Consider the following 14,209-nt stretch of genomic DNA (forward strand, 5'->3'; position numbering starts at 1 on the left):
ACTCCGGGTTGATCGCCGCAACCGCCCAGACTCGCTCTGCCGCACGGTAACCGCACGCTCCGTGAGCAATCGCACCCTCCACACCGGCGAGTTCCGCCAGTACAGTGCAGGCTGTGAACGCCACCGACCGAGCCGACGACGCCAGCGGGCGCACCGCCCGAAGCGCCGACGGACCCGCCGTGTACGGCGCCGTCGGGCCCGTCGATGACCGTGCCGGCGCGAACGGCCCGGTGCGGACCGCCGCCTCGCCAGCGCGCCGCGCCGACCCGGCCGCCGCCGAGCGCGCGGACGCGGCGGAAGCCGCAGGCTCGCCCGGGGCCGCGCGCACTGCGGCGACTGTCGGCATCGGCCCGGACCTCGCCCGACGCGCGGACGCGATCGTCGCCGAACGGCTCAGGGCCGCCGCCGCCGTCGAGTCGCTGCCGGGCCCGGCGACCGGGGCCACCGCGGTGGAGATCGCCGCGTCGCTCAGCGCCGGATCGCCGCACGCCGAGCGGTTTACCGCCGAGATCGCCGCCGCCGTGCGCGGCACCGCGCTCGCGCTCGAAGCGGCACGGCCGCACCCGACCGACTTGTGGGCCGCCGCCGGCGCGGCGCACCCGGACCCGTCGGTGTGGTTCGAGCAGGCGGTCCTGCTCGGGCATCCCACCCACCCGCTCGCCCGCTCGCGCGGCGAGCTCACCGACGACGAGATCCGCTCCTACGCACCCGAGCACCGGGCCAGGTTCGCGCTCGGTGAGTACGCTTTCGACACGGTCCGGCGCAACGGCGCGGACCTGCGGCGACACCGGCCTGCCGAGGGATCCGAAGCGCCCGGTGTGCCCGTGCACCCATGGCAGGCACGCAGATGCGGACTCGACGCCCCGGTCCGCGTCCATGCAGGCGCCGCGCCGCTGATGAGCCTGCGGACCGTCTCGCTCGGCGACACGCACCTCAAGACCGCCGTCGACCTTCAGCTGACCTCTGCCGTCCGGCACGTCTCGCCCGCCTCCATGCACAACGGCCCGAGGATCGCGCAGCTGCTGGCCCCGGAAGCCCGCCGCTGCGGCATCACGCTCGTGCCCGAAGCCGCCGTCAGCGCGGTGACCGCCGACGGCGAGCGCGACCGGCGGCTGGCCGCGATCGTGCGCCCCGCCCCGCACACGCTCGGCCACCCCCGCGCGGTCCCGATCGCGGCCCTCGCGGAGCCGTGCCCGTCCGACGGCCGCCCGATCGCCGTCGCCTTGACCGGGAACGACCCGGAGGCCTGGTGGGCCGAGTTCGCGCGCGTCGCGCTGGCGCCACTGCGACTGTTCGCCGCGACCGGCGTCGCCCTCGAAGCGCACGGGCAGAACACGCTCGCGTCCTTCACCGGGGACCGACCGGTCAGCCTGGTCTACCGGGACTTCGGCGGCGTCCGGGTCCCCGCGCAAGACCGGTGGGCGGAGGTCCGAGGCGACCTCGTCCAGGCCGATCCCGAAGCGCGCCTGACGAAACTCCTCGCGGCGCTCTTCCCCACGACGCTCACCGCGATCGTCGCGGCGCTCGCCGCATGGTCCGACACCGATCCGGGGAAATGGTGGTCCACGGTCGCCGGCGCGATCCGCGACCTCGACCTCGACCCGTGGATCGCCGACGCGGTCCTGCGACGCCCGTGGCCGATCAAAGCCACCACCGCGATGCGCCTGGCCGCCAAGCCGACCCAGGACATCTGGGCGCGCGTCGAGAACCCCGTGGCGGCGGCGTGAACCTCGCCTCGCAGATCAAGGCCGCCGCATGGCGCGAGAACCTGGGCGGCTTCCGCGACCGGCCCCGGCCCGAAGGCGCCCGCGAGCGCGCCTTCAACCAGCTCGAGGTCACCGGCCCCGACGAGGACCCGGTGCAGACCCTCCAGGCGATCATCGGCGCGGCCGTGCCCGAGCACCTGGCGGCCGAGCTGCACTCGGCGCACGCGGGCCTCGCGCAGGCCAGGTCCAGGGCCGAGCGGCGCAACCGCCACCTCGCGGCACTGGCGGCGCGGGCCGGGGCCGGGACCCTCGCCGAGCTCGTCGCCGCCTGCGGGCGGGACGTGCACACCACGGCGCGGCTGCTGGAGACCCTCGCGACCGAAGGGCACCAACTGCACCCGTGCGCGCGCACCCGCCTGGGCTGGGACCGCCGCGACCGCGAGCGGTACGACCTGGAGGCGACCCGCCCGGTCCACCTCCGCCTCGTCGCCGACCGCGCCGGCGTCCTGGAGCGGTCCGGCGGCGACTTCCGCGACCACCCGATGCTGCGCGGGCTCGACCTGCCCGACCCGGTGCTGCCGGTCCACCCGTGGCAGCTGGAGCACCGGGTGCTGCCCGGGTACCGGGACCTGTTCGCCTCCGGGCGGCTCGAGGTCATGGAGGCGACCGTCCCGGCCTGGCCGACCGCCGCGATCCGCACCCTTGCCGGGCACGGCGCCCCCGGGTTCCTGAAACTGGCCCTGGGCATCCACGTCACCTCCACCCGGCGCGACATCTCCCCCGCGACCGCGCTCCTGGGCCCGCGCCTGTCCGCGCTGCTGCTGGCGATCAACCGCATCAGCCACAACGGGCTCGAATCCGAGCACCGCATCCTCGCCGACACCGCGGGCGCGTGGCTGCCGGGGTCGCGGGAGCTCACCGCGCTGGCCCGGTCCCCGCTCACCTCGACCGAGCCGGGCGACCTCGTGTACGTGCCGGCGACGGCGCTCACCGCGACCTCGCCGGTGACCGGTCTGAGCCTCGCCGCCGAGTACGCCCGCTGGTCCGGCGACCCCGACGCGTGGCTGCGCAGGTACACGCGGCTGTTCGCCCACCCGGTGCTCACCAAGGCCGAGGCCGGCATCGGCCTGGAGGCGCACCTGCAGAACAGCATCATCGCGATGCGCGGCCCCGACCCGGTCTTCCCCGTCTCCCGCGACCTCGGCGGCGCCCGCATCCACCTGCCGACGCTCCCGTGGGACCTCGAACTGCCGCCCGACAGCCCGGTGAACGCCGCGAGCATGGGCCAAGTCCGGTCCAAAGTGGCCTACACGCTGTTCCAGAACCACTTCGCGGCCCTCGTCGCCGTCCTCGAACGCGACCTCGGCCTGGACGGGACCGCGTTCTGGGCCGAGCTCGCCGACGAACTCGGCGACCGCCTCTCGGGCGAGGCACGCGAGGCCTACCTCGCGCCGCAGCAGGCCACCAAGGCCCTGCTGACCATGCGCCTGCACCCCGGCGGGGAGATCGAGGCCCCCGTGGACAACCCGCTCGCCACCGCCCGCGTCCACGCCCACCCGACGCTCGACCGGCACGTCCGGGCCCTGGCCTCGCCCGCCAGCGCGTGGATCTACGACCCGGCCGGGGTCAGCGCGTACCTGGACTCGGTGCGGGAGACGCTGGGGCACACGGTGCTGTACGCGATGAAGGCCTGCGCGAACCCGGCGGTGCTGGCCGCCGCGGCGGCCGCCGCGGACGGGGTCGAGTGCGCCTCCGGCGGGGAGCTGGCCGCGGCGCGGGCCGCGGGTGCGCAGCGGCTGGCGTTCTCGGGGCCGGCGAAGACCCCGGCGGATCTGGCCGCGGCGGCGGCGTGCGCGGTGCCGCTGTGGATGCACGCCGAGAGCGTGCGCGAGCTCGAGGGGCTGGCGGCGGCCGGGTTCGCCGGGCCGGTCGCACTGCGGGTGAACCGGGGGCGGGCGCTGCCGGGGACGCATCAGATGACGGGGGTGCCCACGCCGTTCGGGATCGACGAGGCGCAGGTGCCGGCGGCGCTCGAGCGGGCGCTGGGCCTGGGCCTGGACGTGGCGGGGTTCCATCTGCACGCGGTGTCGAACTGCCTTGAGGCCGAGGCGTACGCGTGGCATGTGCGCGATGCGCTGGCGTGGTCGCAGGCGGCGTCCCGGGGCCGGTTCGCGCTGCGGTACGTGAACGTTGGCGGGGGGCTCGGGGCCGACCCGCGCGGGGCGCGGATCGATCTGGGCGCGCTGGCGGCGGGTTTGCGCGGGTTGGATGCGGGCGGGGCGGAGCTGGTGTTCGAGCCGGGCCGGTACGCGGCGGCGCCGGCGGGCTGGTACGTGGCCGAGGTCCTGGATCTGAAGACGGTGCGGGGGCAGGCGTTCGCGGTGGTGCGGGGTGGGACGCATCATTTCCGGCTGCCGGCGGCGTGGGGGTACTCGCATCCCTTCGCGGTGGTGCCGGGTCCGCGCACGGGCCCGGTGTGGTCCGATGTGGAGGTGCGGGTGTGCGGTGAGCTGTGCACGCCGCGGGATGTGCTCAACGGCGGCCAGTTCGTGTCGTCGCTGGCCGTCGGGGATCGCCTGGTGTTCGCCAATGCCGGTGCGTACGGGTGGGAGATCTCGCATGACCGGTTCCTGGGGCACCCGGGGCCCGAGCAGGTCGTCATCGGCTGATCGGCGGATCCGCGCACCGGCGGGGTGCGTCTACGATGAAGGGCCCGAAGCCGACGCGTCGTCCGTCCCGACGGCGCGAGCGACCGCCTCGATCCCTCGCTGAGGAGTCCGTATGCCCAATCGGCGCCATGCCCGGCGGACGCACCGCGATGCCGTGAAGCTGGCGGCTGCGGGGAACCATCAAGGCGCCCTTGCGGTCTACGCGCATGCGGTGGGCGAGTTCCGCGGCTGCCTGGCCGTGCACCCGGAGGACCGGGGCACGCGCAGCGACTTCGCGGAGCTTCTGGCGGACCTGGCGGCGTCGCATTCGGCGGTGGGCGAGGTCGCGCAGGCGTATGCGGCGCAGCGGGAGCGGGTGTCGATCACCGCGGGCCTGGAGGCCGGTCCGGTGGAGCGGGCCGCGGCGCGCCTGGACCTGGCCGAGGCCGCGGTCGGCGCCGGCCGGCTCTTGACGGCGGCGACGGAGGCGGACGCGGCGCTGGGGCTGCTCGACGACGTGGACCCGGCCGATCCGGTGAGTCCGGGGTTCACGATCCTGGCCGATGCGATCGCCAGGGCCGCGCGGGTGTTCGCCCGCGCGGCGGACCCGGACCTGGCCGTGGGGGCGGCCGATCAGGCGACCCGGATGCTCATCGCGGCCCGCCAGGCCGCCCCGGGCGGGTTCGGCGCCGAGGGGATCGGCCTGGACGGTACGGCGGGGCTGCTGCGCGACAGCCTGCGGTTGGCGGCGGCGCTGCATGCGGCGGCCGGGCGGCCGGCGCACGCGAAGGGCGCGGCGGATCTGCTCAAGCGGCATTTCCCGGGTGTGGAGCCGCCGTCGGCGCCGATCCCGTTGACGCTGCGCGCGGCCTTGGAGACGGCGATGCGCATGGGCGCGTTCCTGGACCCGCGCCTGATCGAGCGCCTGTGCCCCGATCCGGCCGGACGGGACGCCCCGGCGACGATCAGCGCCCGCTGCGACCCCGGGCTCGCGGCGGTGGCGCTGCATACGGTCGAGCCGGCGGTCGACGTGCTCGCCCCGACGCACCCGAATCTGGCGTGGCGCATCGCCACCGAGGTCCACTACCTGCTCACCGCCGCGGACCGGCTCGGGGAGCGGAACCTGCACCTGAACTTCCGCGACCACGGCCCGGCGTGGCTGGCGATGCTCATGGCGCTCACGGCCACCGGGAAGCAGGGGCCGATCCTCCACGACCTCGCGGCGGCGCTGGCGGAGTTGTGCGACCGGTTGCGCACGCGTCATGCGGCGGCCGAGCACGAGCCGCTGGTGCTGGCGGCGAACCGGTTCATCGCGGCCCACGGCGAGGGGCCGCGGTTAGCGGTCGGCGCCGAACCAGCCGGGTGTGTCGAGCTGGAAGAGCTCGCCGGGGGTGAGGGTGCGCAGGTCGGCGTGGAGTGCGGCGAGCCGGTCCTCGCCGATGGCTTCGGCCCAGCGGGTCTGGATGGTCTCGAAGAGGCGGGCGGAGCGGTCGAGGACCTCGACGCCTTTGCCGGTGAGGCGCACGATCTTGCGGCGGGCGTCGCGGGCGTCGGTGCCGCGTTCGACGTAGCCGCCCTTCTCGAGGTTCGCGATGGTCTTGCCGGCGGCCTGCTTGCTGACGCCCAGGCGGGCGCCGAGTTCGACGGCGGTGGTGCCGTCGATGCCGATGGCCTGGAAGACGAAGCCGTGCATGGGCCGGATGTCGGGGTGGCCTTCGCGGGCGAGTTCGGCGTGGACCTCGTCGATGATGGACCGGAAGGCGGCGAAGAGCCGCAGCGGGAGCTCGTACCCGGGGGTCGCCTCAGCCATGTTCGACAACCTGGTTTACTATATGGGTAACCATGTTGTCCATCTTAGGAGTACACCTCTTGCGCATCGTCCGCAGCACCGAATCCCGCCGCGCCGAGACCCCCGCAGCGGTCATGACCACCCTCGCCTCCCCCGGCCTCGGCGGCGCGGCCGCGCCGCTGTGGAAGGTCGAGGCCGCCCCCGGGACCGCCGGCCCCGTGCACCACATCGACGCCGAGCAGGTCTGGACCGTCCTGGCCGGCACCGTCACCGTGACCGTCGAGGCCGAAGCGGCCTACCTCGCGGCCGGCGACACAATCGTGATCGCCGCCGACGCCTCCCGCCAGCTCACTCCCGGGGCCGAGGGCTTCACCGCGATCTGCACCGGCCCGGCCGGCATGCAGGCGTACATGCCCGGCAAGGAGGACGCGAAGATGACACCGCCCTGGACCGCTTAAGCGGCGCGGCGCCGGGCGAAGTCGCGCAGCGCCCGCAGGAAGTCGACCTCCCGGAACCCGGGCCAGTAGACGTCGCAGAAGTACAGCTCGGCGCCCGCCGACTGCCACAGCAGGAAGCTCGAGAGCCGCCGCTCGCCGCTGGTGCGGATGATGAGGTCGGCGCCCGGCAGCTCCGGCGTGTACCGGTGGGCGCCGATGTCGGCCGCCGTCAACCGCTCGGCGAGGTCCCCGACGGCGGTGCCCCGGGCCGCCTCGGCCTCCAGCAGGGACCGGACGGCGTCGACGATCTCGACCTGGCCGTCGTAGCCGATCGCGATCGTCAGGTGCCCGCCCGTGCGCTCGCCGGTCGCCTCGACGGCGGCCTTGAGCGCGTGCGCGGTCGAATCGGGCAGGTGGTCCGATCGCCCCGCGAGGTGGAGCCGCCACCGGTTCCCCGGGCGCATGAGCCGCTCGGCGACGATCTCCTCGATCATCGCCATCAAGTGCGCGACCTCGCCGCCGTCGCGCTTGGTGAGGTTGTCCTGCGAGGCCACGTACACGGTGACGTGCCCGATGCCGATCCCGGCGCACCACTCCAGGAGGTCCTCCAAGTGCTCGGCCCCGTAGCGGTGGCCGACACCGGGATCGTCGAAGCCCTGCTGCCGGGCCCAGCGCCGGTTCCCGTCCATCGCCACGGCCACATGCCGCGGCAGCGACGCACCGTTCAGCCTGCGGCGCAGGCGCCTCGCATACCAGCGGTAGAGGACTCGGGGTGCGCGCATGCCGCACAGCCTATCGGGGCGAACCCGAAAGCGGCCGTTGCGCTTACAGGTTCATTCCGGGGGAGGCGGCAGGAAGCCCGTGGTCGCGGGCGGCCTCGATCAGGCGCCGGTCGTAGCTGACGAACGCCGTCAGGTAGTCGGCGATGCTCAACGCGGTGGCCAGATGCAGCGCGTCGAGCGAGCGGATGCGCCGCGGCAGGGTCGAGGCGATCTCGATGACCTCGGCGGTGACCGTGAGCTCGGCGTACTGCGACTGCAGTTCGGACAGCATGTTCGGGTACTGGCCGTACTCGGCGGCGCCGCGCACGGTCTCCATGAACCCGATGGCGCTCGAGCCGAGCGGCGTCTCAGGATGCTTCCTCAAAAAGTCGACCAGGTCGTCGACCGGGTCCCGCTGCACGCTCAAGGCCAGCAGCGCGCAGGCGTCGAGGTAAATCACGCTCGGGTTCCCCGCCCAGGATCCGGTGCATGTCCGCTTCCCGGCCGGCGTCCTCGTCCTTCATGTCGAGGATCGTCTGGATCGGGTTCCCGGGCCGGTCGCTGCGGTAGCGCGGCCTTCGATCGAGGTCGTCGGTCGTGAACGAGGTCAGCCGGACCCTGCCCTCGGCCACCAGCTGGGAATACCGCCCCAGATGCCCCGAAGCCGGAACCAGGATCGCAATCGGCTTGCCGCGCTTGGTGACCGTCACCGGCTCCCCCTTCTCCGCCTGCGCGAGTATCGCGCTCGGGTTGTGCGAGAACTCCCGTACCGTGATCTCTCGCATCGACGTCCTCCCCAGCATGTACCCACAGTGAGTACCTACAAAGCGTACTACGGGGGCGGCCCGACCGGGCCGCCCCCGTTCGCTACAGGTTCGCGGCGGCGTAGGCGTTCATGGCCTCGCGCATGTACGCGGCGAAGCCCTCCCCCACCTGCTCGTAGGTCTCCCGAAAGCGCGGCTCGTCCGTGTAGAGCGCGCCCAGGCCCCGATAGGCCTCGGCGGTCGGCTCCGAGCCCCAGTGCTTGGCGATGAGCCAGTAGTGGTCGACGACGACCTCCTGCACCTCCTGGTCGTCCGCCGCCCTCCCGGCCCCGCGCAGCTCGGCCAGGCGGGCGTTGATCGCGTGGAACGCGTCGGGGATCGCCCGGCGCTCCTCAGGGGTGAGCTCCTGCAGGACGCTCCAGGCGCGGTCGACGACGGCCTGGCCCCACCGCCTGCGGGCCTCGTCGCGGTAGTGGGCCTCGGTGGCGGGGTCGAGTCCGCCGAACCAGGTTTCAGGCGCCATGGGCTGGCCTCCTTCGAGTTGTCGGATGGTCGCCTCGACGGTGGCCGCGAGGCGGTCGAGGCGGGAGCGCTCGGTGTCGAGCTCGGCGGCGTGCCGCTTCAGGGCGTCGACGGGCTCGAGGTCGCCCGCGAGGATCTCGGCCACGACGTCGAGCCGCAGACCGAGGCGTTTGAGCAGGAGGATCTGCTGCAGCCGCAGCAGTTCGGGCCGACCGTAGCGGCGCTGGCCGCCGCGGTCGTGGGAGGCCGGTTCCAGGAGGCCGATGGCGTCGTAGTGGCGCAGGGTGCGCGCCGAGACGCCGGCCAGGCGGGCGACCTCTGCGGTCGTCCAGTCGTCCATCGATGGCGCTCCTTCGTTCGCGGTGCGGTTACGACGGTAGGGGCTGACGCAGCGTCAACTGCAAGGTTCCTGGAGAGAGACACGGGTCACGGCCCGCCGCCGCGACCTGACCGCGCCCGGGTCGTTGTTCACATGGGGCGGCATTACCCACTCACGTGGGGCGTACATGCCCTTGGGGTCTCCCCGCTCACGCGGGGCAGGTGAAACGAGAAGCCCCCCGGCTTTCGCCGGGGGGCTTCTTCCACGTCAGGTGCGCTAGGCGGCGCGGATCGCGGCCTTGCGGAAGTCGCGGTTGAGCCGGCCGATGACGTCGAGTCCGATCTCCTTGGGGCACGCGGCGGCGCATTCGCCGGTGTTGGTGCACCCGCCGAAGCCGGCCTCGTCGTGGGCGGCGACCATGCCGAGCACGCGCGTGGCCCGCTCGGGCTGGCCCTGCGGCATGAGGCTCAGGTGGGTGACCTTGGCGCCCATGAAGAGCATGCCCGAGCCGTTGGGGCAGGCCGCGACGCAGGCGCCGCAGCCGATGCACGCGGCGGCGCTGAACGCGGCGTCGGCGTCCTGCTTGGGGATCGGCACGGCGTGCGCGTCCGGGGCGGTCCCGGTCGGCGCGGAGATGTACCCGCCGGCCTGGATGATCCGGTCGAACGCCGAGCGGTCGACGACGAGGTCCTTGATGACCGGGAACGCGCCGGCGCGCCAGGGCTCGACGTCGATCGAGTCGCCGTCCTTGAACTTGCGCATGTGCAGCTGGCAGGTCGTGGTGGCGGCCTGCGGGCCGTGCGCCTGGCCGTCGATGACGAGCGAGCAGGCGCCGCAGATGCCCTCACGGCAGTCGTGGTCGAACGCGATCGGGTCGTCGCCTTCGCTGATGAGTCGTTCGTTGAGGACGTCGAGCATCTCCAGGAACGAGGCGTCCTCGGAGACCTCGTCGATCTCGTAGGAGACCATCTTGCCCGGGGCTTGGGCGTCGGGCTGGCGCCAGATGCGCAGGGACAGCTTCACTTGTAGCTCCGTTGGGTGGGCTTGACGTATTCGAACTCGAGGGCTTCCTTGTGGAGGACGGGCGCGTCCTCCCCGAACTCCCAGGCCGCGACGTACGAGAAGTTGTCGTCGTCGCGCTTGGCCTCGCCGTCCTCGGTCTGGGACTCGGCGCGGAAGTGCCCGCCGCAGGACTCGGTGCGGTGCAGGGCGTCGATGCACATGAGCTCGCCGAGTTCGAGGAAGTCGGCGACGCGGCCGGCCTTCTCCAGCTCCTGGTTGAGGGCCTCGGCCTTGCCGGTGACCTTGACGCGGCGGTAGAACTCGTCCTTGAGGCTTCGGATGAGGCCGATGGCCTTGCGCAGGCCCTCGTCGGTGCGCTCCATCCCGCAGTACTCCCACATGATCTTGCCCAGTTCACGGTGGAAGGAGTCGACGGTGCGGTCGCCGTCGTTGTTGAGGAAGAACGCGATGCGGTCGTCCACGGCCTTGCGGGCGGCGGCGACCTCCTCGTGGCTCTCGTCGAGGGCGTCGAACGGCCCGTCGGCGAGGTAGTCCGAGATGGTGTTCGGCAGGACGAAGTAGCCGTCCGAGAGGCCCTGCATGAGCGCCGAGGCGCCCAGGCGGTTGGCGCCGTGGTCGGAGAAGTTCGCCTCGCCGGCCACGAACAGGCCGGGGATGTTCGAGGAGAGGTCGTAGTCGACCCACAGCCCGCCCATCGTGTAGTGCACGGCCGGGTAGATGCGCATGGGGCGCTCGTACGGGTTCTCGCCGGTGATCCGCTCGTACATGTCGAACAGGTTGCCGTACTTGGCTTCCACGGCCTTCTTGCCCAGGCGCTCGATCGCGCCGGCGAAGTCGAGGTAGACGCCGAGCCCGCCGGGGCCGACCCCGTGGCCCTCGTCGCACACCACTTTGGCCGCGCGGGAGGCGATGTCGCGGGGCACGAGGTTGCCGAACGCCGGGTAGCGGCGCTCGAGGTAGTAGTCGCGCTCGGCCTCGGGGATGTCGGCCGGGTGGCGGTCGTCGCCCTTCTTCTTGGGCACCCACACGCGCCCGTCGTTGCGCAGCGACTCGGACATGAGCGTGAGCTTCGACTGGTGCTCGCCGGACTGCGGGATGCAGGTCGGGTGGATCTGCGTGTAGCAGGGGTTGGCGAAGTAGGCGCCCTTGCGGTGCGCGCGCCAGCCCGCGGTGACGTTGCAGCCCATGGCGTTCGTCGACAGGAAGTACACGTTGCCGTACCCGCCGGTGGCGAGGACGACCGCGTCGGCGAGCTCGGTGGAGATCTCGCCGGTGACCAGGTCGCGCACGACGATGCCGCGGGCCTTGCCTTCGACGATGATGAGCTCGAGCATCTCGTGGCGGGTGTGCAGGTCCACGGTGCCGGCGGCGACCTGGCGCTGCAGGGCCTGGTAGGCGCCCAGGAGCAGCTGCTGGCCGGTCTGGCCGCGGGCGTAGAACGTGCGGGAGACCTGCGCGCCGCCGAAGGAGCGGTTGTCGAGCAGGCCGCCGTACTCGCGGGCGAACGGGACGCCCTGGGCGACGCACTGGTCGATGATCTCGGTGGAGACCTCGGCCAGGCGGTGCACGTTGGACTCGCGGGAGCGGAAGTCGCCGCCCTTGACGGTGTCGTAGAACAGGCGGTGCACGCTGTCGCCGTCGTTGCGGTAGTTCTTCGCGGCGTTGATGCCGCCCTGCGCGGCGATCGAGTGCGCCCGGCGCGAGGAGTCCTGGAAGCAGTAGTTGGCGACCCGGTAGCCCAGCTCGCCGAGCGTGGCGGCGGCGGAGGCGCCGGCCAGGCCGGTGCCGACGACGATGACGCGCAGCTTGCGGCGGTTGGCCGGGTTCACCAGCCGCCCGGAGAAGCGCCGCTTCTCCCAGCGCTCGCTGATGGGCCCGGCGGGGGCCTTCGTGTCGAGGGCGGGTGCGCCCTCCCGGTAGAAGTCAGTGCTCATATCAGTTCACCAGTCCGAACGTGACCGAGATGGGGACGATGGCGAACCCCAAGACGATGATGAGGGCGACCGCGAGGCCGATCGCCTGGGTGCGCCCCCGCCACTTCGTGTCCGGGCCGGCGATGGTCTGCACGGCCGACCAGACGCCGTGGCGCAGGTGGAAGAACAGCGCGAAGAGCGCCAGCAGGTAGAACACGGTGACCGGCCAGCGCTCGGGGCTGAACGTGGCGATGACGGCGCCGTAGGCGTCGGGGACGTCCTTGACCGGGTTCACGCTGCGGAAGGTCAGGTCCAGCAGGTGCCAGATGATGAAGAGGAAGACGACGATCGCGCCCCAGCGCATGGTGGCGACGGCGTGGCGCGACTCGCCCTTGGCGGGCTTCTTGGACGCGTACCGGACCGGGCGGGCCCGGAGGGCGCGGCGGGTGAGGACGACCGCGGACCAGATGTGGACGACGGCGCAGGCGATGAGGCCGATGCGCAGGATCCACAGGAGGCTCTCGTGGGGCAGGAGCGGTTCGCCGATGGTGCGCAGGCCGTGGGCGTACTCGTTCATCGCCTCGCGGCCCTCGAAGACGTGGAGGTTCCCGGCCATGTGGGCGGCGAGGAACAGCACGAGGAGGATGCCGGAGACCGCCATGGCGATCTTCAGGCCGATGTTGGAGCGCCATGGCGCCTGGGGCGCCCGGGGGCGCCTGGCCGGCCTCGCGGCGGGGCGTTTCTGCAAATCCGTAGACACGTCCAGAGGCTAGACGCGATGCGGGTCACGGGTCCAATTCATGGCGTGGCGCTCTTTCATGCCGTTAGGTTATGCACATGCGTCCGCAGCAACTTCAGGCCTTCCTCGCTGTCGCACAAACCCGGCATTTCACCCATGCGGCCGAAGAACTCGGTGTGACACAACCGTCATTGAGCAAGCAGATCCAGGCGCTCGAATCGGAGCTGGGCGCGCCGCTGTTCACGCGCGCGCGGGGCCGGATCGAGTTGACCGACGCGGGCCAGACGCTGCTGCCGCACGCGCGGCGGATCACCGCGGCGGTGACGGCGGCGCGCTCGGACATCGACGACGTACTGGCCGTGCGCGCGGGCCACCTGCGGCTGGGCGCGACGCCGTCGCTGTGCTCGTGGCTGATCGCGCCGCTGCTGACCCGGTACCTGGAGGCGCATCCGGGGGTGACGGTGACCTTGACCGAGGACGGTTCGGGGCCGCTGACCGACCACTTGTCGGCCGGGGACCTGGACCTGGCGTTCACGGTGGGCGACATGGCCGAGGTGGCCGGGCTGAGCGTGCAGCCGCTCCTGTCGGAGGCCCTGGTGGTGGCTTCGGCGGCGCATCTGCCGCCGTTGACGCGGCAGGGGTTCATCGGGCTGCCGCAGCTGCGGGAGCAGGCGTTCGTGCTGCCCGCGCACGGGTACGACCTGCGGGACCTGACGATCACGACGTGCGAGGCGGCAGGGTTCACGCCGCGCACGGGCGTGGACGGGGGTGCGACGGACGCGGTGGCGTCGCTGGTGGAGGCGGGGCTGGGGATCGCGCTGCTGCCGGCGATGATCGCGGCCGGGCGGCCGGGGCTGCGGGCGACGCCGCTGGCGCCGCCGGGGGCGAGCCGCACGATCGCCCTCGCCGCGCGGCGGGAGGCGCCGCTGACGAAGGCGGCGGGGGCGTTCGCGGCGTCGCTGGAGGCGCATCTGACGGACCTGCACGCCTGGGGGCGGTTGCCGCAGGGCATGCAGGCCCTCTGACTACGTGAAGGTGTCCCTGGCGAACATGGCGGCGATCTGGCGGGCGGAGGGGGTGCCGGCGTCGGGGTCGGCCCCGGCGTCGAGGAGGACGGCGGCGACGTCGCGGTAGTCCTTGAAGACGGCTCCGGCGAGCGGGGACTGGTCGCGGTCGTTGCGCCGTTCGATGTCGGCGCCGGCCTTGATCAGGGCGCGGACGGTGTCGGCGTGGCCGTGGTAGGCGGCCAGCATCAGCAGGGAGTCGCCCGAGCCGTTCACCAGGTCGACCGGGAGGCCGGTCTCGACGAAGCGGATCAGTCGCTCGGCCTCGCCGGTGCGGGCCAGGTCGAAGGCGGCTTCGGCTATGTCGTTGAAATCCTCGTCATCGCTCACGTCCCACAGTTTTTCACACCCGGACGGGTGAACGTACGGGTTCGTGCGCGGCCTCCGCAATGGACCGCTCCCAGTGGAGTTCACCCTCGCAGGTGCCCGGCCGGGTATTGACACGGCTGCGCGGGGGTGGCAAAGATTGAGTCGGGCCCGCGCGGGCGCTTCGCTGACACGACTCCGCCGCGGTTCCTTCTAAC

Annotated in this window: 14 protein-coding genes; 4 read left to right on the plus strand and 10 right to left on the minus strand. The window is 72.8% G+C overall.

The annotated features are described in order from the left end of the window. The first annotated feature begins 113 nt into the window (after positions 1-113). The gene (locus QWI33_RS27635) at positions 114-1,727 is read left to right on the plus strand and encodes an IucA/IucC family protein (RefSeq protein ID WP_289959919.1); all 1,614 of its coding nucleotides are present in this window, start codon (positions 114-116) and stop codon (positions 1,725-1,727) included. Further along, positions 1,724-4,375 (plus strand): IucA/IucC family protein, encoded by a 2,652-nt coding sequence (locus QWI33_RS27640; RefSeq protein ID WP_289959920.1) that lies wholly within the window; start codon positions 1,724-1,726, stop codon positions 4,373-4,375. Before QWI33_RS27635 ends, QWI33_RS27640 begins: the two co-directional genes overlap by 4 nt. A 612-nt stretch (positions 4,376-4,987) precedes the next feature. Here the strand turns inward: QWI33_RS27640 and QWI33_RS29535 are convergent. Together QWI33_RS29535 and QWI33_RS29540 are read right to left on the minus strand one after the other, a co-directional pair. Then, entirely contained in the window at positions 4,988-5,245 is a 258-nt protein-coding gene (locus QWI33_RS29535) for a hypothetical protein (RefSeq protein WP_353895569.1), read from the minus strand. Between the two features lie 445 nt (positions 5,246-5,690). Continuing rightward, positions 5,691-6,164 carry a MarR family winged helix-turn-helix transcriptional regulator gene (locus QWI33_RS29540; protein WP_353895570.1) on the minus strand — a complete coding sequence of 158 codons (474 nt, stop codon included), beginning with the start codon at positions 6,162-6,164 and terminating at the stop codon, positions 5,691-5,693. 59 nt (positions 6,165-6,223) lie between these two features. On the opposite strand from QWI33_RS29540, the gene QWI33_RS27650 reads away from it, so the two are divergent. Then, positions 6,224-6,601 carry a cupin domain-containing protein gene (locus QWI33_RS27650; protein ID WP_289959922.1) on the plus strand — a complete coding sequence of 126 codons (378 nt, stop codon included), beginning with the start codon at positions 6,224-6,226 and terminating at the stop codon, positions 6,599-6,601. Here QWI33_RS27650 and uppS read toward each other — a convergent pair. From uppS to QWI33_RS27685, 7 genes are all read right to left on the minus strand, one after another. Next, complete coding sequence (gene uppS, locus QWI33_RS27655; protein ID WP_289959923.1) at positions 6,598-7,362, minus strand: polyprenyl diphosphate synthase; 765 nt, start codon at positions 7,360-7,362, stop codon at positions 6,598-6,600. The genes QWI33_RS27650 and uppS overlap by 4 nt on opposite strands. A 43-nt stretch (positions 7,363-7,405) precedes the next feature. Further along, a complete protein-coding gene (locus QWI33_RS27660) occupies positions 7,406-7,801 on the minus strand; it encodes a type II toxin-antitoxin system VapC family toxin (RefSeq protein ID WP_353895571.1) in 396 nt (131 codons plus the stop codon). Further along, positions 7,710-8,126, minus strand: coding sequence for a type II toxin-antitoxin system Phd/YefM family antitoxin (locus QWI33_RS27665; protein ID WP_289959924.1), 417 nt, complete (start codon positions 8,124-8,126; stop codon positions 7,710-7,712). The genes QWI33_RS27660 and QWI33_RS27665 overlap by 92 nt, the downstream gene beginning before the upstream one ends. Before the next feature lie 82 nt (positions 8,127-8,208). Beyond that, positions 8,209-8,967 (minus strand): MerR family transcriptional regulator, encoded by a 759-nt coding sequence (locus QWI33_RS27670; RefSeq protein ID WP_289959925.1) that lies wholly within the window; start codon positions 8,965-8,967, stop codon positions 8,209-8,211. Positions 8,968-9,222: 255 nt separating this feature from the next. Further along, a complete protein-coding gene (locus tag QWI33_RS27675) occupies positions 9,223-9,969 on the minus strand; it encodes a succinate dehydrogenase/fumarate reductase iron-sulfur subunit (RefSeq protein WP_289959926.1) in 747 nt (248 codons plus the stop codon). Next, on the minus strand, positions 9,966-11,903 hold the full coding sequence (locus tag QWI33_RS27680) for a fumarate reductase/succinate dehydrogenase flavoprotein subunit (RefSeq protein ID WP_289959927.1): 1,938 nt from the start codon (positions 11,901-11,903) through the stop codon (positions 9,966-9,968). Before QWI33_RS27680 ends, QWI33_RS27675 begins: the two co-directional genes overlap by 4 nt. Position 11,904: 1 nt before the next feature. Further along, positions 11,905-12,642 carry a succinate dehydrogenase cytochrome b subunit gene (locus QWI33_RS27685; RefSeq protein WP_289959928.1) on the minus strand — a complete coding sequence of 246 codons (738 nt, stop codon included), beginning with the start codon at positions 12,640-12,642 and terminating at the stop codon, positions 11,905-11,907. A gap of 77 nt (positions 12,643-12,719) precedes the next feature. Between QWI33_RS27685 and QWI33_RS27690 the strand changes: the two genes are divergently transcribed. Continuing rightward, positions 12,720-13,646 (plus strand): LysR family transcriptional regulator, encoded by a 927-nt coding sequence (locus tag QWI33_RS27690; RefSeq protein ID WP_289959929.1) that lies wholly within the window; start codon positions 12,720-12,722, stop codon positions 13,644-13,646. On the opposite strand, the gene QWI33_RS27695 is transcribed toward QWI33_RS27690, so the two are convergent. Further along, positions 13,647-14,015: an ankyrin repeat domain-containing protein gene (locus QWI33_RS27695; protein WP_289959930.1), complete on the minus strand. Its 369-nt coding sequence runs from the start codon at positions 14,013-14,015 to the stop codon at positions 13,647-13,649. Positions 14,016-14,209 lie beyond the last annotated feature (194 nt).

Source organism: Glycomyces tritici (assembly GCF_030403505.1).